This window comes from Clostridium cochlearium, from assembly GCF_900187165.1.
Lineage (GTDB): Bacteria > Bacillota > Clostridia > Clostridiales > Clostridiaceae > Clostridium_G > Clostridium_G cochlearium.
Map to the genome: position 1 here is coordinate 842,186 of NZ_LT906477.1, position 21,749 is coordinate 863,934.

Annotated in this window: 20 protein-coding genes and 1 other annotated feature; of the genes, 16 read left to right on the top strand and 4 right to left on the bottom strand. The window is 28.0% G+C overall.

Annotated features, from left to right (window positions below; all coding sequences use genetic code 11):
• Positions 1–19 precede the first annotated feature (19 nt).
• Both CKV72_RS04110 and ltaE read right to left on the bottom strand, forming a co-directional pair.
• Positions 20–1,090, bottom strand: a complete 1,071-nt coding sequence (locus CKV72_RS04110) for a GerMN domain-containing protein (protein WP_095177561.1) — start codon at positions 1,088–1,090, stop codon at positions 20–22.
• Positions 1,091–1,210: 120 nt separating this feature from the next.
• Positions 1,211–2,233 (bottom strand): low-specificity L-threonine aldolase, encoded by a 1,023-nt coding sequence (gene ltaE / locus CKV72_RS04115; RefSeq protein ID WP_095177562.1) that lies wholly within the window; start codon positions 2,231–2,233, stop codon positions 1,211–1,213.
• Positions 2,234–2,401: 168 nt separating this feature from the next.
• Between ltaE and CKV72_RS04120 the strand changes: the two genes are divergently transcribed.
• The 3 genes from CKV72_RS04120 to CKV72_RS04130 are packed head-to-tail and all read left to right on the top strand — an operon-like array spanning position 2,402 to position 6,656.
• On the top strand, positions 2,402–4,291 hold the full coding sequence (locus CKV72_RS04120; protein WP_095177563.1) for a serine protein kinase: 1,890 nt from the start codon (positions 2,402–2,404) through the stop codon (positions 4,289–4,291).
• 3 nt (positions 4,292–4,294) lie between these two features.
• A complete protein-coding gene (yhbH, locus tag CKV72_RS04125; protein ID WP_095177564.1) occupies positions 4,295–5,461 on the top strand; it encodes a sporulation protein YhbH in 1,167 nt (388 codons plus the stop codon).
• On the top strand, positions 5,451–6,656 hold the full coding sequence (locus CKV72_RS04130) for a SpoVR family protein (protein WP_089862925.1): 1,206 nt from the start codon (positions 5,451–5,453) through the stop codon (positions 6,654–6,656). The genes yhbH and CKV72_RS04130 overlap by 11 nt, the downstream gene beginning before the upstream one ends.
• Positions 6,657–6,691: 35 nt before the next feature.
• Here the strand turns inward: CKV72_RS04130 and CKV72_RS04135 are convergent, their stop codons facing one another.
• Both CKV72_RS04135 and proB read right to left on the bottom strand, forming a co-directional pair.
• On the bottom strand, positions 6,692–7,981 hold the full coding sequence (locus CKV72_RS04135) for a glutamate-5-semialdehyde dehydrogenase (RefSeq protein ID WP_095177565.1): 1,290 nt from the start codon (positions 7,979–7,981) through the stop codon (positions 6,692–6,694).
• 21 nt (positions 7,982–8,002) lie between these two features.
• Positions 8,003–8,815, bottom strand: a complete 813-nt coding sequence (gene proB / locus CKV72_RS04140; RefSeq protein WP_095177566.1) for a glutamate 5-kinase — start codon at positions 8,813–8,815, stop codon at positions 8,003–8,005.
• A 393-nt stretch (positions 8,816–9,208) separates the two neighbouring features.
• Here proB and CKV72_RS04145 point away from each other — a divergent pair, with 393 nt between their 5' ends.
• The 13 genes from CKV72_RS04145 to ruvX all read left to right on the top strand — a co-directional run bounded on the left by CKV72_RS04145 (position 9,209) and on the right by ruvX (position 21,733).
• Positions 9,209–10,234 carry a C45 family peptidase gene (locus CKV72_RS04145; RefSeq protein WP_095177567.1) on the top strand — a complete coding sequence of 342 codons (1,026 nt, stop codon included), beginning with the start codon at positions 9,209–9,211 and terminating at the stop codon, positions 10,232–10,234.
• 60 nt (positions 10,235–10,294) lie between these two features.
• The gene (locus CKV72_RS04150) at positions 10,295–11,071 is read left to right on the top strand and encodes a histidinol phosphate phosphatase (protein WP_089862921.1); all 777 of its coding nucleotides are present in this window, start codon (positions 10,295–10,297) and stop codon (positions 11,069–11,071) included.
• A 48-nt stretch (positions 11,072–11,119) separates the two neighbouring features.
• Positions 11,120–11,614, top strand: coding sequence for a flavin reductase family protein (locus tag CKV72_RS04155; protein ID WP_095177568.1), 495 nt, complete (start codon positions 11,120–11,122; stop codon positions 11,612–11,614).
• Between the two features lie 24 nt (positions 11,615–11,638).
• Positions 11,639–12,919: a replication-associated recombination protein A gene (locus tag CKV72_RS04160; RefSeq protein WP_095177569.1), complete on the top strand. Its 1,281-nt coding sequence runs from the start codon at positions 11,639–11,641 to the stop codon at positions 12,917–12,919.
• Between the two features lie 97 nt (positions 12,920–13,016).
• On the top strand, positions 13,017–13,451 hold the full coding sequence (locus CKV72_RS04165) for an RrF2 family transcriptional regulator (protein WP_089862918.1): 435 nt from the start codon (positions 13,017–13,019) through the stop codon (positions 13,449–13,451).
• A gap of 2 nt (positions 13,452–13,453) precedes the next feature.
• Positions 13,454–14,656 (top strand): cysteine desulfurase NifS, encoded by a 1,203-nt coding sequence (gene nifS, locus CKV72_RS04170; protein WP_089862917.1) that lies wholly within the window; start codon positions 13,454–13,456, stop codon positions 14,654–14,656.
• 5 nt (positions 14,657–14,661) lie between these two features.
• Complete coding sequence (nifU, locus tag CKV72_RS04175; protein WP_089863267.1) at positions 14,662–15,093, top strand: Fe-S cluster assembly scaffold protein NifU; 432 nt, start codon at positions 14,662–14,664, stop codon at positions 15,091–15,093.
• 67 nt (positions 15,094–15,160) lie between these two features.
• The gene (gene mnmA, locus CKV72_RS04180; protein WP_089862916.1) at positions 15,161–16,219 is read left to right on the top strand and encodes a tRNA 2-thiouridine(34) synthase MnmA; all 1,059 of its coding nucleotides are present in this window, start codon (positions 15,161–15,163) and stop codon (positions 16,217–16,219) included.
• 244 nt (positions 16,220–16,463) lie between these two features.
• A complete protein-coding gene (locus tag CKV72_RS04185; protein WP_168944134.1) occupies positions 16,464–16,934 on the top strand; it encodes a PRC-barrel domain-containing protein in 471 nt (156 codons plus the stop codon).
• Positions 16,927–17,940, top strand: a complete 1,014-nt coding sequence (locus tag CKV72_RS04190; protein ID WP_095177570.1) for an AI-2E family transporter — start codon at positions 16,927–16,929, stop codon at positions 17,938–17,940. The genes CKV72_RS04185 and CKV72_RS04190 overlap by 8 nt, the downstream gene beginning before the upstream one ends.
• 93 nt (positions 17,941–18,033) lie before the next feature.
• Positions 18,034–18,210: a binding site (T-box leader), on the top strand.
• A 73-nt stretch (positions 18,211–18,283) separates the two neighbouring features.
• Positions 18,284–20,923 (top strand): alanine--tRNA ligase, encoded by a 2,640-nt coding sequence (gene alaS / locus CKV72_RS04195; RefSeq protein WP_095178358.1) that lies wholly within the window; start codon positions 18,284–18,286, stop codon positions 20,921–20,923.
• Between the two features lie 85 nt (positions 20,924–21,008).
• Positions 21,009–21,260, top strand: coding sequence for an IreB family regulatory phosphoprotein (locus CKV72_RS04200; protein WP_089862913.1), 252 nt, complete (start codon positions 21,009–21,011; stop codon positions 21,258–21,260).
• A gap of 56 nt (positions 21,261–21,316) precedes the next feature.
• Entirely contained in the window at positions 21,317–21,733 is a 417-nt protein-coding gene (gene ruvX, locus CKV72_RS04205) for a Holliday junction resolvase RuvX (RefSeq protein ID WP_095177571.1), read from the top strand.
• Positions 21,734–21,749 lie beyond the last annotated feature (16 nt).

Consider the following 21,749-nt stretch of genomic DNA (forward strand, 5'->3'; position numbering starts at 1 on the left):
TCAGGGTATTTTTTATATCTTATTTAGTTTTAGTGTATTCGCTTATATTATTATAATCCACTTTAAAGGTTTCGCCTTCATTTAAAAGAATGTGACCAGAAGAATAAGGTTTACCACCTAATGTTATATAAGCCTTATCTACATTATAATAATTGCAAAGAGTATTAGTTATACATGTTAGAATAGATGTTTCAACTCCTCCACCTACATTCATAGCTTTAACAAAATTATCTGAGAAATCTACATTTACTGTATTAGTACTTCTGTCTAAGAAAATTTTATTAATTTTGATATCAGAATTAATTAATGGACTTAATTCTTCAGCAGGTGATTTTTTAAAGTATGGTTCTATTTGAGATATAACAGTATCATTAGTATTAAAATTTAATTTATTTTTTACAAAAACAATTTTATCTGTAGCGGCATTATAATGATAAAACTTTACAGTTTGAACTACAGGAACATTATCTTTTACGTATTCTAGTTCGGATTTAACTTCCATTCCGTCAGAAGAATATAAAGACTTAACTAATCCTATATCTTTTACATAGTAATCAAAGTTTTTGTAATTTTTACCTTCTGTAGTTACCTCTATAGCTTTATATTTTCCATAGGGTACTTCTATTTCTTTATCTGTGCTGGATATATACCTCTTATCTCCATTTGGAAGATTCCAAGAGGTCCCTTCTTTAAAAGGTTCCTTTAATAAAACTTCATATTCTTTATTATCGGTATCTATTATATTATCTCTATAATAAAACTCTGATTTAGTAGTTATAAGTCTTAATTCTCCGTCTTTAATTTCTACTACCTTAGCTGAAGTAGTTCCAGGATTTACTTCTCTTATTTGAATTCTATTTTCCTTTATAAAGTCAGTATAAATATCTTTATCAGCATATTCATTACCTTCACCTTTATATTTAAGTCTTACATTCTCTTTAAATGGATAAAAATCTTTAACAGTATAATTTAATACCTCTTTATTAGAGGCTGTATTTTCATTTTTAGAATTAGGCTCTGATATTTTAGGTTTGTTACAAGAAACTAAGAATAAAAATGGAACAATTAATAATGCTATGAATTTTTTCATATAAATCCCTCCTCTTTATTTTATTATACAGTCTAATTATAAAATAATAAAGTGTTAATTGTACTACCAAATATTACATAACGCTAGTTTATAAGAAGAAGGATAGATTAAATTAGTTTATTAAAGACAAGTTTTCATGGTTTCTACTATATATGAAATATTTTCTTTTTTAATCCAATAGTGTGTAACAAATCTAAACTTACCATCTTCTTTACCATTAATTTTTATGCCCTTATTATAAAATTTATTTACTATATCTTCTTCATTATAATCTATATTTTCTATAGAGAAAAATACCATATTAATATTTATATCTTCTAAATTAACTTTTATATTTGGTATTTTACTTAATTCTTTTCCTAATAATAATGCATTTTCATAATCTTTTTTTAATTGAGGAATCATTTCCTTTAAAGCCACTAGACCAGGTGCTGCTAGTACTCCAGCTTGTCTTAAGCCTCCCCCCATAAGTTTTCTCTTTTTTCTAGCTTTTTTAATAAAATCGTTACTACCTGCAAGTATTGAGCCAACAGGAGCACAAAGTCCTTTAGAAAGTGAAAACATTACAGAATCACAGTATTTAGTTATATCCTTAACATCTACATTTAAATAAGTAGCAGCGTTAAATAATCTAGCACCATCTAGATGTATTGCTATATTATGTTCTCTTGAAATATTATATATTTTTTCCATATGCTCTAAAGAAATAACTCTTCCACAGGAATGAGCATTTTCTACACATATAAGAGAGGTATCAGGGAAATGAATATTTTCACCTCTAATTTTGCTTTCAATGTCTTCTAGTGACATAAACCCATTTTCACTTTTTACAGGTCTTAATTGTACACCAGCTATAACAGCAGGTGCTCCTGTTTCATGCATTATGATATGACAATCTTCTCCTAAAATTACTTCATCACCTCTTTTACAGTGAGTAAAAAGAGATAATTGATTGCCAAAAACTCCACTTGGAACAAATAAAGCAGCTTCTTTTCCTACTAATTTAGCTGCGTATTCTTCTAGTTCATTTACTGTAGGGTCATCGCCATATACATCATCACCAACAACAGCCTCAAACATAGCTTTTCTCATATTTTCTGTTGGCTTTGTTACTGTGTCACTTCTCAAATCTAAAAAATCCATTTTTATACCTCCATCCTAAAGATTAAATAGTTTCACTTTTAATTATAATCTAATTCTTCTGAAAGTTAAACATTGAATTAACTTTGCAATATGTTCTAAAGAAAGGATATCTTTAATATAAATACAATAAAAATAAAAGAATTACTATAAATTTATTTGGAGGAAACTATGGACTTAAAAGAATTAATAGAGAAAGAAAGAAATTGCCGAAAGAAAAAAGTGGTTACCCACAGTTTTATTGATTATTTAAATATAGTAAAGGAAAATCCAGATGTATGCAAATTTGCTCATAAGAGGATATATGACCTTATAATTAAAGAAGGATTTAATGTAATAGATAAGGATAAAAATATAAAAAAATATAATTTTTTTAAAGAAGATTTTTTCGGTATAGATAAATCACTTATGCAAATTGTAAATTATTTTTATTCGGCTTCTATGAAAGGAGAGGAAAGCAGACAAGTACTTTATTTGGTTGGACCAGTAGGTTCTGGTAAATCTTCCATAGTGGATGCTATAAAAAGAGCTTTAGAAGAAAATAATACCATATATGCTTTGGAAAATTGTCCTATGAGAGAAGAACCATTACATTTAATTCCTAAAAGTTTAAGGAGAAAATTTGAAAAAGAATTAGATGTAAAAATAGAAGGTGATTTATGTCCAGTGTGTAATTACAGATTAAGAGAAGAATTTAATGGAGAAATTGAAAGATTCCCAGTAGAAGAGGTTGATTTTTCTATAAGAGAACAAATAGGTATTGGAGTTGTTCCGCCAGTGGATCCTAATAATCAAGATACTTCTGTATTAATAGGATCTGTAGATATATCCAAGATGGATATATATCCTGAAGACGATCCTAGAATATTTTCTTTAAATGGAGCTTTTAATGTAGGAAATAGAGGCATAGTAGAATTTATAGAAATATTTAAAAACGATATAGAATATTTACATTCTATAATCACTGCTACACAAGAAAAATTAATTCCATGTCCAGGGAAAGCAGCTATGATATATTATGATGGAGTTATAATAGCTCATTCTAATGAGGGAGAATGGAACAAATTTAAGTCAGATCCTACTAATGAGGCTATATTAGATAGAATTGTTAAAATAGAGATTCCATATTGTCTAGAATTAGATGAGGAGAAAAAAATATATGAAAAAATATTGAAAAACAGCAATTTCAAAATACACATAGCACCTCATACTATAGATATTGCAGCTATGTTTGCTATATTAACTAGATTAAATCCTTCTGAAAAGGTGGATTTGATGACTAAACTTAAAATATATAATGGAGAAGAAATAATAGAAAAGGCTTCTTTAAAAAAAGTAGATAGAGAAGAGTTAGAAGAGGAATGTAAAGAAAAAGAAGGTATGGTTGGGGTTTCTACAAGATTTATAATAAAAGCTATAAACAATGCTATATGCCAAAGTAATTGTAATTGTATAAATCCTATAGATGTAATAAACAGCCTTATAATAGCGGTAAAAGGAAAGGAGTTTTGTGAAGAAGATAAGGATAAATATATTAGTTTTTTACAAGATATAGTTAGAAAAGAATATAATAAAATTTTAGATAAAGAAATTACTAAAATATTTATAGAAAGTTTTAATTCTAAAGGAGAGGCATTATTTAATAATTATCTAGATCACGCAGAGGCTTATGTAAATAAAATTTTACTAAAAGATAATATTACAGGAGAAACTTTAGAGCCAGATGAAGAATTCATGAGGGAAATAGAAGAAGAGATAGGAGTTACGAAAAATTCAGCTAAGGGCTTTAGAAAAGACGTAGTAGCTTATGTATTATATCTTATTAGAAAGGGAGAAGAAATAAACTATAAATGTTATAAACCATTAAAAGAGGCTATAGAAAGAAGATTAATGTCTTCATCAAGAGAAATTAGAAGAATAGTGGATCCTTGTAAGATAAGAAGTGGAGATCAAGAAGAACAATATAAATTTATAATAGAAAAATTAAAAAGTAATGGATATTGTGAAATATGTGCATCCACTGTATTAAGATATGCTGCTAATAACTTCTGGAGGGATTAATTAATGGCCATATTTAGGAGATATACACCAATTCCTTATAATAGAGCAGGGGAGGATAGAAAAAGACATATAGAATTAGTTAAAAAATCAATAAAAAATAATTTAGTAGATGTGCTATTACAAGAAGATATATCTATACAAAAGGAAAATAGAAAAATAAAGGTACCAATAAAAGCTATTAAGGAATATGAGTTTATTTATTCACATAAAAGGTCTTTTATAGCAGCAGGAGAAGGAAATGAAAAAAAGGGACAAAGGATAGAATTAAATAGGGCATGGCAGGAAGGGACAGGAATGGGAGCAGGACAGCTAGAAGGTGAAGATATATTTGAAACTGAAATAACTATGGAAGAAATATTTCAGAGCATGTTTGATGATTTAGAACTTCCCAACCTAAAAGAAAAAAAATTTAAAAAAATATTGAATAATAACCTAAAAAAGAAAAAAGGATTTAAAAGATATGGTATATTCCCCAGGTTATCTAAGAGAAGAACTGCTATAGAAAGAATAAAAAGGAAACAAGCTACTAAAAAGATATTAAGAAGGGATATAATTGAAAGATTTCCATTTAAAAAAGAAGATTTAAGATATAGTAAAGTTAAGTTTAGAAAAAATAAAGAATATAATGCTGTAATAATATTCATAATGGATACGTCTGCTTCAATGGATCAAATGAAAAAATATATGGCTAGATCATTTTTCTTTATGATATATAAATTTATAAAAATGAAGTATGAGGAAGTGGATATATGTTTTATATCTCATTCAACTATAGCAAAAGAAGTTACAGAAGAGGAGTTTTTTCATAAAGTTGAATCAGGAGGAACTTATATATCAAGCGGATATAAAAAAGCACTAGAAATAATAAATTCAAAATATAATCCTCAAATATATAATATATATATATTTCATGCTAGTGATGGAGATAACTGGAGTGAAGACAATGATAGAGCTGTAAAAGTAGCTAAGGAATTAAGTGATATATGCAATTTGTTTGGATATATAGAAATAATGGGATATGGATATTCTAATGGTATTAGAAATAAATACTTAAAGGAAATAGAAAAGGAGAATTTTATACCTTTAAATATTGAAAAAAAAGAAGATCTTTGGAAGGTTTTAAAACACATATTAAAACAAGAAATTAGGGGGAGCGAAGGTGGAACATAAATTAGGGGACTTAAAATATTGGAGTAATGAAATAGAAGATATTGCAAAAAAATTAGGTCTTGATTGCTATGAGCAAGAATTTGAAATAATAAATTATAATGAAATGCTTTGCTATGAAGCATATTTAGGAATGCCTTCTAGATATCCTCATTGGAGTTTTGGTAAAAATTATGATAAGTTAAGAACACTGTACCAATACAATATAATTGGAATCCCTTATGAAATTGTGATAAATTCAAATCCCTGTATAGCCTATTTAATGAAAAATAACCCATTATCTCTTCAAATACTTACTATGGCACATGTATATGGACATAATGACTTTTTTAAAAACAATAGAATTTTTAAAGAAAATATAGAAGGAGAAAAAGTTTTAGATACTTTTAAAAACAACTCAAAACTTATAAGAGAGTATGCAGATGATTTTAATATAGGAAGAAAAAAGGTAGAAAGAGTTTTAGATATAGCACGTTCCATAGGCTTTCAAGAAGAATTAATTACACATATAATAAATAACTCTAAATTAGAAAAATGGGAAAGAGATATTTTAAAAATCGTAAAGAAAGAAAGTATGTATTTTACTTCTCAAATAGAGACTAAAATAATAAATGAAGGTTGGGCCTCCTTTTGTCATTATAAAATAATAAAGCTTTTAGATTTACCTAAAGATTATTTTATGGATATTATAAAAATTCATAATAGGGTTATAGCACCGATAATAGGAAAATTAAATCCTTATAATATAGGTTTTAATTTATTTAAATCTATAGAAAATAAGTATGGAATAAAGAAAGTTTTTGAGTCAAGAGAAGTAGAAAGAGACGAATCTTTTATAAGAAAATATTTAGATGAAGATTTATGTTTAGATTTAAATTTATATCAATATGGTTGCTATGATGGAGAAACTGTTATAGAGGGAACAATTAAAGATGTAGGGCTTGAAGGTATAAAAGCTACATTATGCTTAAATTGTGGAATGAATACACTTCCTAATATAATTATAAAAGATTACGATGATGATACATTAATATTAAAACAACAATACGATATAAGAGAATTAAATATAGAGTATGCAAAGGAAACTTTGAAAAATATTACAGAAATATCAAATAAAAATGTAATATTAGAAACTGTAGAAAATGGAGAAAAAGTTTCAATAATGTGTAATTTAAATAAAGAAATTGTATATAAATAAAATGGCTAAAAACTTTTAGTTTTTAGCCATTTTATTTATTCCCTTATCTGTCCATTACCATAAATTATATATTTTGTAGTAGTTAACTGAGTAAGTCCCATAGGACCTCTAGCATGAAGTTTTTGTGTACTTATTCCTATTTCTGCGCCAAATCCAAATTCACTGCCATCAGTGAATCTAGTAGAAGCATTTACATATACAGCAGCAGCGTCAACTTCATTTAAAAATCTTTGGGAGTTAGTATAGTTCTCAGTAATAATTGCCTCAGAATGTTTAGTTCCATGTTCATATATATGATTTAAAGCTTCATCTAAGGAATCTACTATTTTAATAGATAAAATTAAATCTAAATATTCGGTATCCCAATCTTCATCAGTGGCTTTAGATATAGAGCATAGTATTTTTTCATCTTTAATAGAATTTTTAACTACATCTAATGATTTTTCGCAAAGTTTAAGTTCTACTCCGTATTTATTAAGTTCTTTTACCATGTCAGGAAGGAAAGTGCTTGCTACATTTTTATGAACTAGTAAAGTTTCCATAGCATTACAAACACCAGGTCTTTGAGTTTTTGCATTTATAACTATATCTTTTGCCATTTGCAAATTAGCGGAGTCATCTATGTAAGTATGACATAGTCCAACTCCCGTTTGAATTACAGGAACAGTAGAGTTTTTAACTACATTGTCAATTAATCCCCTACCTCCTCTAGGAATAAGAACATCTATATATTCATTTAGTTTAAGCATTTTATTTACTATTTCTCTATCTGTAGTTTCAATAAGTTGGACAGTACCCTCTGGCAGTCCACTTTCTATAGCAGATTTTTCTAAAATTTCTCCAATAGCTTTATTTGTATTTATAGCCTCAGAGCCACCCCTTAGGATTACAGCATTACCTGATTTAAGACAAAGAGCAGTTGCATCAACTGTTACATTAGGTCTAGCTTCATAAATTATACCTATAACACCTAGAGGAACTCTCTTTACACCAATATTAATGCCATTTGGTCTTTTCCACATATTTAAAACTTCACCTACTGGGTCTGAAAGTTCTGCAACCTCTATGAGTCCATTAACCATATTGTTTACTCTTTTTTCGTCTATTAAAAGTCTATCCAAAAGGGCCTTAGAAAGTCCTTTTTCTTTTCCTTTTTCCATATCAATTTTATTTGCTTCTATGATTTTATCCATATTTGCTTTTAAATCCTCGCCCATTTTATGAAGAGCTTTATTTTTAAAAGTAGAGTCTATTGAGGATAGAAATCTAGAAGCTTCTTTAGCCTTTTTACCTTTATTAATTAAATATTTATTTAAATCTTCCAAAGTATTACCTCCTAAAAATTATTATTTGATTGCATTAAACCATGTACCAATTTCTTTTCCTTCAACTATATTTTGAAGAATTTCGTTTTTAGAGCCATCTACGATTAACATTGGTATACCTGCTGAAGTAGCTATTTTTGCTGCTTTTATTTTTGTAGCCATACCACCAACACCGCGATTAGATCCTACTCCACCAGCACAGGAAACAATATCCTCTGTTATTTCTTCAACAAAATTTATCAATTTGGCATCAGTATTTTTTCTTGGATCACAATTATATAATCCTTCTATATCAGACATTAAAATTAATAAATCTGCTTTAACTAATTTAGCAACAAAGGCTGAAAGAGTGTCATTATCTCCAACTTTGATTTCATCTACCACTACAGCATCATTTTCATTTACTATAGGTATAACCCTTTTATTTAAAAGTGCATTAAAAGTATTTGTAGCATTACAGCTTCTAACTTCATCTACCATATCCTCTTTAGTTAAAAGTATTTGACCAATAGTTTTACTATATTCAGCAAAGATTTTTTCATAGGTATGCAAAAGCACTCCTTGGCCTACAGCAGCAGCAGCTTGTTTTTCAGGAATACTTTTAGGTTTTGCTGGTAATCCAAGCTTTCCAACACCTGCTCCTATAGCACCAGAGGATACTAAAATAACGTTATATCCTCTATTGTGTAAATCTGCTAGTTGACGAACTAAATGTTCAATATGAAATAGATTTAAAAGACCATTTTCATAAGTTAAAGTAGAAGAACCAACCTTTACAACTATATTTTTTACATTTTTAAAATATTCTTTTCTATTAAACTGTACACTTTCCATGATAAACCCCCTTTGTAATGAATAATGAACAATGAAGAATGAATAATTATGGATATTTTTTCTCCATTGGCATTTCGAAAAAATTTTAATTATATAAAATTTTACGTTTATATAAATCTAAACTCTTCAATCTTAATTCTTAACTAAAATAGCGATGTTTAGCGAAGCAAACAAGCCTACAAAATAAAATTTAAGATTTTCTGTAGCAAAGCGGAAGAAAATCCTCCTGAATTATTCATTGTTCATTATTAGTTGTTCATTAACTAAGCGTATTAGATGATATAATAATATATATTTTATATATTTTATATATTCTATTATATTTAAAGATTATACATAAGTCTATATTTGCAATTTATAAAATAAAAAATTAGGTATAAAGGAGAAAAAACTATGAATTTAAAGACAAGATTTTTAAAAGTTGACAAATTGCCTTATGAAAATGGAATAATTACTGGAAAGGAAATGAGTATTCCCATTAAAAAATATAGTGAGAAATTTAAACATTTATTAGATGATAAAAATATTATGAAAAAATTAGATACTATAAGTAAAAAACTTGAAGAGAGATTTCCTATTTATTTAGAAGAAGTATATGGAAGGGCAAAAGGTGCAGGTATAGAGGAAAAATTATATCTTCTTTTAATGTGTGCAGAAATCTTAGGAGAAGGGGTTGGATGTACATCTATCGTTTATAGAAGAAAAAATGGTTCTTATATAATAGGACATAATGAAGATGATGAATACAGGGGTAACCCATCATATATAACTACTTGTATAAAAGATAATGGTCATTGGTTTACTACTTATGACTATTTTAATATGCCTTTTGGAAATGCTTTTAGTTATAATAGTAGTGGAATAATAAAAACTATTAATTATTGCCATAGTGAAGAAGCAAATTTAGAAGGTATTCCAAGATATTTTATACAAAGACACATAACAGAGGCAACATCCATAGAGGATTTTATAAAAAGATGCAATATTGAAGATAGGGCATCGGGCTTTCATGCTATAGCTTTAGATTCTAATAAAAATATAGCGGTATCTGTAGAGCTAACTAAAGATGATATAAGTGTAAAAGAAATAAAGGATTATTATGCTCATACAAATCATTATGTACATGAAAAATTTAAAAATAGAAAAATACAACAGGGAAGCACTACAATGTTTAGATTGGAAAAGGCTTATGAGCTTTTAAAAGATAAAATTAAAACAAAAGGAGAAAATATAGAAACAGAGGATTTTAATGATATACTAGATTACAGAGGAAAATCCTATGAAGATTCAATATTAGCTTTAAAAAGTGAACCTAATTTTACCTGTTCTAGAATTGTTTTTGATAGTACAATTAAAGACAAGGTATTCTTGAAATTTTTTAATTTAGATGAAATTTTTTATTTGAATTATAATATTTAGCAAACAAATTTATGTAAAGGTAGGTGAAAATCGTTATAATTTTTAATTATAACGCTAATAATGTTTGATAGTCATATTCATACAAGTTTTTCAACAGATAGTAAAATGACTTTAGATGAGGTTTTAGAAAAATCTAAAAAGGAAAATATAGGTGTAATATTAACGGAACATTTTGATTTAAAATCTCTATCTCCTGAAGAGTTTATATTTGATATAGAGGATTATTTTGAACAGTATGCACCATATAGAAATGAAAAACTCTTATTAGGTTTAGAAATGGGCATGAGACCTGATTGTATAGAAGAAAATAAAGAGATATCTAAGAAATATGATTTTGATTTTATTTTAGGTTCTGTGCATTTAGCAGAACATGAAGATATATATTATGATATATATTCTGAAGAATTTTATAAAGGAAGGAACAAAAAAGAAGTTTATAATAATTATTTAGAGCATATGTTACAATGCGTTAAAAACTATGACTTTGTAGATGCTTTAGGACATATAGATTACATATGTAGATATGCAAGGTATGAAGATACAGAGCTTTATTATGATGAATATGAAGAAATATTAAATGAGATATTTAAAGAATTAAGTTTAAAAGATAAGGCGTTAGAAATAAATACAAGAAGATTAGGAGATAAAAATACTCATAAACCTCTTTTTCAAATATATAAAAACTTTAGAAAACTAGGTGGAAAGTATGTAACTATAGGGTCTGACTCCCATAGAGATATAGATATAGGTAGCAACTTTAAGGTAGCAAGAGAATTAGCTGAAGAAAGTGGACTTAAGCTAATTTATTATAAAAATAGAAAACCTGAATTTATCTAATACTTAGAAATCTGTTTATGAATTTTTAATTATAAAGGAGGATATTTTATGACTTTTGAAGAAAAACTAGGTAAGGCAATTGATCTTATAAAAGAAAAAGGAGCATTTTTAACTATAAAAGATGGAAACAAAGTAAATACTATGACTATAGGTTGGGCAAATATAGGATATCAATGGAGAGTGCCTGTTTTATCAGTTATGGTAAGAGAATCTAGATATAGTCATGAGTTAATAGAAAAGGCCTCAGAGTTTACTGTAAGTATACCTATGAACGATAAATTGAAAAAAGAATTGGCCTTTTGTGGAAGCAAATCTGGAAGAGATGTAGATAAAATTAAAAAATGTAATTTAAAATTAGAAAAAGGAAGAAATGTTGAAACACCTATAATAGATAATTGCGAAATGCATTTTGAATGTAAGATAGTGTATAAAGAGGCAATGAGTGAAGAGAATTTATCAAAGGATATAAAAGAAAAATTTTATAAGGACGGAAATTATCATACTTTCTACTATGGAGAGATATTGGATTGTTATATAAAATAACATTTAAAGGGGTAAAATATTAATATGATTGAAAAACCATTAGCAGATAAAATAAGACCAAAAACCTTAGATGAGGTTTTTGGTCAAAAGCATATTCTTGGACAGGAAAAAATATTAAGAAGAATAATAAGTTCTGAAAAACTCACTAATATGATATTTTATGGACCGCCAGGAACTGGGAAAACCACAGTGGCAAATATTATTGCAAATAAAACAAATAAAACTTTATATAAATTAAATGCCACTAATGCATCACTATCAGATATAAAAAGTATAATAGGAGATTTAGATAGTTTCATGGGAATGCGGGGAGTGGTATTATATTTAGATGAAATTCAGAATTTTAATAAAAAACAGCAACAATCATTATTAGAATTTATGGAAAAAGGTCAAATAACCTTAATAGCTAGCACCACAGAAAATCCATATCATTACATATATAAAGCTATATTAAGTAGAGCTACTATTTTTGAATTTAAACCACTTTTAAAAGAAGATATATTAAAGGGTCTAAAAAGAGCTTTAGATATTTTAAAAAAAGAGGATTTTAAAAATACATATATAGATTTTTCAAAAGAAGCATTAGAATATATTGCTAATGTTAGCAATGGGGACTTAAGAAGAGCATTAAATGCGTTGGAACTTTGTGCGTATTCTACTAAACCTACAAAAGAAAATAAAATAATTGTAGATTTACAAGTGGCTATGGAGTGTACTCAAAGGAAAGTGTTAAATTATGATAAATTTGGAGATAGTCATTATGATATAATAAGTGCCTTTCAAAAATCCATTAGAGGAAGTGACCCAGATGCATCTATTCACTATTTAGCAAGACTTATAGAGGCAGGAGATTTAATATCTATTTGTAGAAGACTTTTGGTTATAGCTAGCGAAGATATAGGTTTAGCCTATCCCAGTGCAATATCCATAGTAAAAAGCTGTGTAGATTCTGCCATGCAATTAGGTTTGCCAGAAGGAAGAATCCCACTAGCTCAGGCTACTATACTTTTGGCAACTTCTCCCAAATCAAATTCCTGCATAGAAGCTATAGATAAGGCATTAATGGATATAAGAAATAAGGACGTAGGAGATATACCAAGTCATATAAGAGATTCACACTATAGTGGTGCTGAAAGTTTAAACAGGGGTAGAGGATATAAATATCCTCATAACTATTCAAATAATTATGTAAAACAACAATACCTTCCTGAAAATATAAAAGATGTTGTTTATTATAAACCAGGTAAAAATAAAATGGAAGAAAAAATACTAAATTACATTAGATATATAAATAAGGAATATTAATAATTTTATAGTTGACAAGAACACTCGGATTTGATATTATAAGATTGAAAGTTTAGTAAAGTAGTAGACTTTCATCGGTAACTAGTGAGGTGATTAGATGAAGTTATCTACAAAAGGAAGGTATGGCGTAAGAGCTATGATGGATCTAGCTCTAAATTATGGAGATATACCTATATCTATAAAAAGTATTTCAGAGAGACAAAATATATCAGAGTATTATTTAGAACAATTATTTGCTAGTTTAAGAAAGGCAGATTTAATAAAAAGCATCAGAGGAGCACAGGGAGGATATTTATTAAATAGGGAACCTAAGGATATAACTGTTGCAGAAATTATAGAAACCTTAGAAGGACCTGTGGAATTATCTAATTGTGTATCACAAGGAGAATGTGAAAATATGGATTCTTGTTCCACAAGACTATTATGGATGAGAATTAAAGAAAGTATTGAAAATGTAACAAAAACTACTACACTCCAAGATATGGTAGATGACTATTATAAATTGAATAGGTGTAAAGGAAAGGGGAAATAAAAATGGATAGAAAAGTTGTATATATGGATTATTCAGCAACTACATATACAAAGCCAGAGGTTTTAGAAGAAATGATTCCTTATTTTACAGGAAAATTTGGAAATCCCTCTTCAAAATTTTATTCAATATCTCAAGATCCAATTGAAGCTATTGATACTGCAAGACAAAGAGTAGCTAAAGCTATTAATGCAGAAAAAGATGAAATTTATTTTACTAGTGGAGGTTCAGAAGCGGATAACTGGGCAATTAAAGGAGTAGCTTTTGCTAATAAAAATAAAGGAAATCATATAATAACCACAGCTATAGAACATCATGCAGTAATTCATAGTTGTGAATTCTTAGAAAAAAACGGTTTTGAAATAACATATTTACCAGTTAATGAAGAAGGATTAATTAGTTTAGAAGATTTAAAAAATGCTATAAAAGATAATACAATTTTAGTAACTATAATGTTTGCTAATAATGAAATTGGAGCTATTCAACCTATAAAAGAAATTGGTGAAATATGTAGAGAGAGAAAGGTTTTATTCCATACAGATGCAGTTCAAGCCATGGGACATATTCCTGTAGATGTAAAAGATATGAACATAGATATGCTATCTATGGCAGGACACAAATTTTATGGACCAAAAGGAATAGGAGCTTTATATATTAAAAAAGGTGTTAGAATTGAGAATTTAATTCATGGCGGTGGTCAAGAAAAAGGTAAAAGAGGTAGCACAGAAAATGTTCCAGGCATAGTAGGACTTGGTAAAGCTATAGAACTAGCTACAGAACATCTTTTAGAAGAAAAACAAAGACTAACTAAAATGAGAGATAGACTTATAAAAGGTTTAATGGATAAAATACCACATACAAAATTAAATGGACCAATAGGAGATAAGAGATTACCAAACAATGTAAATCTAAGTTTTATAGGTATAGAAGGAGAAACCTTATTATTAGACTTAGACTTTGAAGGCGTATGTGCCTCTACAGGAAGTGCCTGTGCATCAGGTTCTTTAGATCCTTCTCATGTATTATTATCAATTGGCTTAAGCCATGGAATTGCTCATGGATCTTTAAGACTTACTTTAGGAGAAGGTAGTACAGAAGAAGATGTAGATTATGTATTGAATACACTTCCAGCTATAGTAAAAAGAAGACGTGAAATGTCACCTTATTGGGAAGATTATTTAAAAAGCCTAAAGAAAGGGGAGAAGTAATTATGATGCCATATAGTGATAAAGTTATGGATCACTTTAGAAATCCAAGAAACGTAGGAGAGATTCCAGATGCAAATGGAATAGGAGAGGTTGGAAATCCTAAGTGTGGAGATATAATGAAAATATATCTAAAAATTGAGAATAATATAATAAAGGACATTAAATTTAAGACTTTTGGATGTGGTTCTGCTATAGCATCTTCAAGCATGGCAACAGAGCTAATAAAGGGAAAAACTTTAGAAGAAGCCTGGAAATTAACTAATAAAGCTGTAGCAGATGCTTTAGATGGATTACCACCAGTGAAGATGCACTGTTCAGTATTAGCAGAAGAAGCTATTCACAAAGCTATAAATAATTATAGAGAATCTCAAGGCTTAGAGCCATGGCATATGGAAGTTCATTCAGATCATATACATGACGAAGTACATGGAGAATGATATTAAAATCCCAATGAAATATTTCATTGGGATTTTTAAAGAAATACTATAAAAGGTTGGTGAAAAAATGAAAAAAAAAGTAGTAGTAGGAATGAGTGGAGGAGTAGATAGTTCTGTTACAGCTCATATTTTGAAAGAACAGGGATATGATGTAATAGGAATGACTATGAAAGTTTTTCCAGGTAGTAACCATGATGGAAGTAAAGAAAAAATAGAAGATATGATGAAAAGTGCAAAAGAAGTTTGTGATTTTTTAGAAATACCTTTTGTAGAAGTGGATTTAATAGAGGATTTTAATAAGAAGGTTGCAATTCCTTTTATGCAAGATTATATTGAAGGAAAAACTCCAAATCCATGTGTATATTGTAATAAACATATAAAATTTGATGCTTTTTTAAATAAAGCTCTAGAATTAGGGGCAGACTATATTGCCACTGGGCATTATGCAAATATAGTAAAGAAAGATGATAGATTTTTAATATATAGAGCAGAGGATGATAAAAAAGATCAAACTTATATGTTATATAATTTAAAGCAACATCAATTAAAACACATCCTTATGCCTTGTGGAGACTATAATAAAGAACAAATAAGAGAAATTGCTAAAAAAATAGGATTAAAAATACACAATAAAAAAGATAGCGAAGAAATTTGTTTTATTCCTGATGATGATCATGGAAGATATATAAGAGAACATTGTAAAAAGAAAATAGTAGAAGGAAATTTTGTGGATGAAAATGGAAAAGTTTTAGGAAGACACAAAGGAATAATTAATTATACTATAGGTCAAAGAAAAGGATTAGGCATAGCTTTAGGAAAACCTATATATGTTATAGATATTGTTCCTGAAAAAAATCAAGTTGTATTAGGAGATGAAGAAAAAATCTTTAAAGATACACTTATTGCAAAGGATGTAAATTTTATACCTTTTGATAAGTTAGAAGAAAAAATGAGGGTAGAAGCTAAAATAAGATATTCATCTAAAGGATCAGTAGCTACTATAGAACCACTAGAAAATAACAGGGTTAAAGTTACCTTTGATAAAAAACAAAGAGCCATAACAAAAGGTCAATCTGTAGTATTTTATATAGAAAACCTTTTGCTTGGCGGTGGCGTTATAGAGTAATTAATAATTAATAATGAACAATGAATAATTAAGGATATTTTTCTTCGTTGCACTCAGAAAAAATTTGATTTTATTTAAAGGGATCTCGTTTAGCAAAGCTAAACATCGATACACATTAATTGTTCATTATTCATTATTCACTGTTCATTAAAAAAGGGTAGTATATTTTTGTTCCATAAGTAAAAAATATATAAAAGCATATATTGAAGGTGATTTAATGTATAGGAGAAAAGATTTTTTGCTTATGGAAGTATACAATGAAAAAGGTAAAAGAATAGGTTTCATAAAGGATATAATTATTAAACTAGAAAAAGAAGAAGTACTTGGTTTTGTAATTATATCCTATAATTTATTTAAAGGATATTCTCATATATTAAAAGAAGATATAATATCTTTTGGAGAAAAAATCATAGTAAAAAAAGAAAGTAAGGGAGAAGAAGTACATTTTAATGATATTAAATCAAAACATGTTATAGATGAAGAGGGAAATATTTTAGGTTTTATAGAGGATGTGTTTTTTTCAGAAGACTTTAAAATTAATGGTGTGATAATTTCAACAGGGTATATTTCAAATTTTTTGCATGGTAAAAAAATTGCATTACCTGAGGATTTAATAATATCAGAGCACAATATTATTTATAAAAACAGAAAAGATAAAATTAAATTTACAAATTTGCCTAGCAATATAATAAAAAAGGAAAATGTAGATGAATAAAATTTATAAGAAAATAATATTGTATACTCTAATAGGTGTGATAATAGGTATTATATTTAATAATAGTATTTTTAAAAGTATATTAAAATTAATTATTATATCTTTTATAATTTCATATATATTAAAACCATTAAAGAATTCTCTAGTGGAAAGAGGTATAAAAAATAGTGTGGCATCCTTTATAACCATATTTTCTCTCATGATTGTGGCAACAATTTTTGTAGTGTTTTTAATACCTTTTCTATTTAGAGAAAGTAATAATATAATAATTGCTCTAGATAGAATACAAAGGTTTTTAGACGGAATTTATGAGAAGGTAAAACCGTTAAAAAATAATAAAATGGGCATAGAAATTTTACATCATATATACAATAAAGTGGATACAATAATTAATAAAACTTTTATGAATATATTTGATAAAACTGTTAGCTTAGGAGAAAATATTATGGATATTTTTATAATACCAATAATATCCTATTACTTCTTAGTGGATTGGGAAAAAATAAGTGATAGTATTATAATTATATTTCCTATAAAAATAAGAAATATAATGCAAAAAATAATGAAAGATATAGATAAAATTTTAACTAGGTACATAGTAGTACAAATTATACTCAGCTCTCTCATAGGTGTGGTTACATTTATACTTTTAATAATACTAAAAATTGATTTTCCAATTTTACTGTCTATAGTAAATGCTTTTTTTAATATTATACCCTATTTTGGACCGTTACTTGGTTCTATTCCAGCAATACTTGTGGCTCTTTCTATATCCACTAAAAAAGCTTTATGGACAGCATTGTTTTTATACTTAATGCAGCAAATAGAAGGAAATATTATTTCTCCTAAGTTTATTGGAGATAATATAGATATGCATCCATTAATAATCATTATTTTACTCATAGTCGGTGGAGAATTATGGGGCGTTTTAGGTATGATATTAGCTGTACCTGTAGGAGTTATTGTAAAAGTCATATGTGAGGATTTAAATTATTATATATTCTAAAAGATTGTAGCTAAATATTGACAGATATCCTTTTTTAAACTATAATTTTTATCTGATGAGCAATATTTTTGAATTTAATTTATTTAAATAAATATTTTAGCTATGAAAAAAAGGAGTAAACTTTATTTATCATTTATAGAGAGGAAGTGGGTGGTGAAAACTTCCTGGTAAATTTGTTGAAGCTGTTTTGGAGCTATTGTTATTTTAAGAGGTATAGCAGAGTTTGCTATATAATTAGGGTGGTACCGCGGAGAAGCTTTCGTCCCTTAAGGAAGAAAAGCTTCTTTTTTGACGTTAAAATATGAAAAATTATTTACTAAATAAAATGTTTGGAGGAGATAATATGGAAAAAATGGGGTTAAATGAAATAAGAGAAGCTTATTTAAATTTTTTTGAAGGAAAAGAACATTTAAGAATGGAAAGTTTTTCACTTGTACCTAAAAATGATAAAAGTTTGCTTTTAATAAATGCAGGTATGGCACCTTTAAAACCATACTTTACAGGAATCAAAACACCACCTAAAACTAGGATAACCACATGTCAAAAGTGTATAAGAACAGGTGATGTAGAAAATGTAGGTAAAACATCTAGACATGGTACATTTTTTGAAATGTTAGGTAATTTTTCTTTTGGAGATTATTTCAAACGTGAAGTTATTCCATGGGCATGGGAATTTATCACAAAAGTTTTAAACATACCAAAGGATAAATTGTATGTAACAATATATTTAGATGATGATGAGGCTTATGATATTTGGACTAAATCTACAGATATAGATCCTTCAAGAATATTTAGATTAGGAAAAGAAGATAATTTTTGGGAAATAGGTCAAGGACCTTGTGGACCATGTTCAGAAATTCATTATCAAAAACAAGGAGAAAAAATAAATTCAGTAGAAGAATTTATCAAAAAAAGTGATAATGATGAAGTAATAGAATTTTGGAATTTAGTATTTACTCAATTTGACAAAGATGAAAATGGAAATTATAATAGACTTTCACATCCTAATATAGATACTGGTATGGGATTAGAAAGAATGGCTACCATAATGCAAGATGTTAATAGTATTTTTGAAGTAGATACTATTAAAGCAGTTTTAGATAAAATAAGTGAAATAGCTAATGTGAAATATGGTGAAAACAAAGAAAAAGATATATCGCTAAGAGTAATAACAGACCACGTTAGAAGTGTTACTTTTATGATAAGTGATGGCATATTACCTTCAAATGAAGGAAGAGGGTATGTATTAAGAAGACTTTTAAGAAGAGCTTCAAGACATGGTAAACTTTTAGGTATAAAAGAGAACTTCCTATATAAAGTTTGTGATGTAGTAATAGAAAACTCTCATAAAGCTTATAGGGAATTAAAAGATAAAGAAGATTATATAAAGAAGATAATAAAACTAGAAGAAGAGAGATTTGCAGAAACTATAGATGGTGGAATTCAAATTTTAAATGAATATATAGAAGAACTAAAAAACAAAGGAGAAAAAGTTTTACCAGGAGATAAGGCCTTTAAATTATATGATACATATGGATTTCCAATAGAATTGACAAAAGAAATTTTAGAGGAAAAAAATATAGGGATAGATGAAGAAGGTTTTGCAAAAGAAATGGAAGCTCAAAAGCAAAGAGCAAGAGCTGCTAGAGAAGAAACTAATTATATGGGAACAGAGGACACTATAATAAATAAACTCCCAAAAGAACTTGAAACTGAATTCTTAGGATATGATACTTTATCTGTAGAAGCTAAGGTAATTGCTATTATAAAAGGAGAAGAGTTAGTAGAAAAACTAGAAAAGGGAGACAAGGGAATAATAGTTGTGGATAAAACTCCTTTTTATGCTGAAAAGGGAGGACAAATAGGAGATATAGGATCATTATCTGGAGAAGGTGTAAAAGCAAAAATACAGGATTGTAGAAATAATGTATCTGGAAAAATACTTCACTTTGTAGAAGTTATGGAAGGAAATATAAAACTACAAGATAAGGTTAATTTAACTGTAGATAATTTAAGAAGAGATGCTATTAAGAAAAATCACTCTGCTACTCATTTACTACATGAAGCTTTAAGAGAAGTAGTAGGATCACACATAGAACAAGCAGGATCCTATGTAGATGAGTGTAGATTAAGATTTGACTTTAATCATTTTTCACCGGTTTCAAAAGAAGAATTAAAACATGTAGAAAAATTAGTTAATAAAAAAATAATGGAAGTAATGCCAGTTAATACAGAAGTTATGGATATAGAACAGGCAAAGGAAAGTGGAGCTGTAGCATTATTTGATGAAAAATATGATGAAAATGTTAGAGTAGTATCTTTAGGAGACTTTAGTAAAGAACTTTGTGGAGGTACTCATGTAAGTAATTCTGGTGAAATTGGTTTATTTAAGATAATTTCCGAAGCAGGTGTAGCGGCTGGAGTTAGAAGAATAGAGGCTGTTACAGGATTTAATGCATTAAAATATATTGAAGAAAAAGAAAATGTATTAGATGATGTATGTGAAGTTTTAAAATGTTCAAATAAGGATATAATAAATAGAGTAACCAGCCAAATAGAAGATGTAAAAAATAAAGAAAAAGAAATAAATAAATTAAAGTCTGAATTAGCAAGTAGTTCTCAAGATGATATATTAAAAAATATAAAAGAAGTCAAAGGAATAAAACTTGTATCAGGAGTATTAAAAGATATAGATGGAGGAGCACTAAGAGACCTAGCAGATAAACTTCGTGACAAAATACAAGAAGGATTAGTAGTATTAGCTAGTGTTACAGAGGGAAAAGTACAATTTGTAGCTATGGCAACTAAAGATGCTGTATCAAAAGGTGCACATTGTGGAAAAATAATAAAAGAAGTGGCATCTATCGCTGGTGGAGGCGGAGGTGGAAGACCTGATATGGCTCAAGCTGGTGGAAAGAAGCCAGAAAAAGCAGAAGACGCTATAGCTAAAGTGGAGGATATATTGAGTAGTTTAGTAAAATAGTGTACATTTTAGGAAATATGATTTATAATATATATATGAATATAAAAGAGAAAATATATGGAACAATTTAAATGAGGTGAATAGGGTGAGGAATGAAAATACTATACAATTTGATTTAGGAAAGAGTAAAAGTGAACTAACAAGAGAAATACTCACTCAAGTGTATGACGCATTAAAAGAAAAAGGATATAATCCAGTGAATCAAATGGTGGGATATTTAATATCAGGGGATCCTACTTATATAACAAATTATAATGGCGCAAGAGCATTAGTTAGAAAATTAGAAAGAGATGAGATATTAGAAGAAGTAATAAAAAACTACTTAAGGATTAAATAAAAGATGCCCTTAAGGGCATCTTTTATTTTTAATAAGTGAAAATAAAGGAGTATGTCATGAGAATACTAGGATTGGATGTGGGAGATAGAACTATAGGAGTTGCTGTAAGTGATCCTTTAGGTTGGACGGCACAAGGAATAAAAACTATAAAGAGAAGTAATTTAAAAAATGACATAAAAGAAATAGGAAATATATGCAATGAATATAAAGTGGAGAAAATAGTATCAGGTCTTCCTAAAAATATGAATGGTACTCTAGGACCACAAAGTGAAAAAGTTATGGAGTTTTGTGATATACTAAAAAAAGAATTGGGAAAAGAAATAATTATGTGGGATGAAAGATTGACTACAGTGGCAGCACATAAGGCTATGATAGAAGGAGATTTGTCTAGAGCAAAAAGAAAGAAAATTGTAGACAAAATAGCTGCTATATACATATTACAAGGCTACCTTGATAGCGTGTATAATAAGTAAATAAGAGGTGAATACT

What these genes read in the sequence shown, in the direction of transcription:
- yhbH (WP_095177564.1), top strand. Translation starts at nt 4,295, where the DNA reads ATGGCCATATTTAGGAGATATACACCAATTCCTTATAATAGAGCAGGG.
- CKV72_RS04110 (WP_095177561.1), bottom strand. Translation starts at nt 1,090, where the DNA reads ATGAAAAAATTCATAGCATTATTAATTGTTCCATTTTTATTCTTAGTT.
- alaS (WP_095178358.1), top strand. Translation starts at nt 18,284, where the DNA reads ATGGAAAAAATGGGGTTAAATGAAATAAGAGAAGCTTATTTAAATTTT.
- nifS (WP_089862917.1), top strand. Translation starts at nt 13,454, where the DNA reads ATGGATAGAAAAGTTGTATATATGGATTATTCAGCAACTACATATACA.
- CKV72_RS04120 (WP_095177563.1), top strand. Translation starts at nt 2,402, where the DNA reads ATGGACTTAAAAGAATTAATAGAGAAAGAAAGAAATTGCCGAAAGAAA.
- ltaE (WP_095177562.1), bottom strand. Translation starts at nt 2,233, where the DNA reads ATGGATTTTTTAGATTTGAGAAGTGACACAGTAACAAAGCCAACAGAA.
- mnmA (WP_089862916.1), top strand. Translation starts at nt 15,161, where the DNA reads ATGAAAAAAAAAGTAGTAGTAGGAATGAGTGGAGGAGTAGATAGTTCT.
- ruvX (WP_095177571.1), top strand. Translation starts at nt 21,317, where the DNA reads ATGAGAATACTAGGATTGGATGTGGGAGATAGAACTATAGGAGTTGCT.
- CKV72_RS04165 (WP_089862918.1), top strand. Translation starts at nt 13,017, where the DNA reads ATGAAGTTATCTACAAAAGGAAGGTATGGCGTAAGAGCTATGATGGAT.
- CKV72_RS04155 (WP_095177568.1), top strand. Translation starts at nt 11,120, where the DNA reads ATGACTTTTGAAGAAAAACTAGGTAAGGCAATTGATCTTATAAAAGAA.
- proB (WP_095177566.1), bottom strand. Translation starts at nt 8,815, where the DNA reads ATGGAAAGTGTACAGTTTAATAGAAAAGAATATTTTAAAAATGTAAAA.
- CKV72_RS04150 (WP_089862921.1), top strand. Translation starts at nt 10,295, where the DNA reads ATGTTTGATAGTCATATTCATACAAGTTTTTCAACAGATAGTAAAATG.
- nifU (WP_089863267.1), top strand. Translation starts at nt 14,662, where the DNA reads ATGCCATATAGTGATAAAGTTATGGATCACTTTAGAAATCCAAGAAAC.
- CKV72_RS04190 (WP_095177570.1), top strand. Translation starts at nt 16,927, where the DNA reads ATGAATAAAATTTATAAGAAAATAATATTGTATACTCTAATAGGTGTG.
- CKV72_RS04160 (WP_095177569.1), top strand. Translation starts at nt 11,639, where the DNA reads ATGATTGAAAAACCATTAGCAGATAAAATAAGACCAAAAACCTTAGAT.
- CKV72_RS04185 (WP_168944134.1), top strand. Translation starts at nt 16,464, where the DNA reads ATGGAAGTATACAATGAAAAAGGTAAAAGAATAGGTTTCATAAAGGAT.
- CKV72_RS04145 (WP_095177567.1), top strand. Translation starts at nt 9,209, where the DNA reads ATGAATTTAAAGACAAGATTTTTAAAAGTTGACAAATTGCCTTATGAA.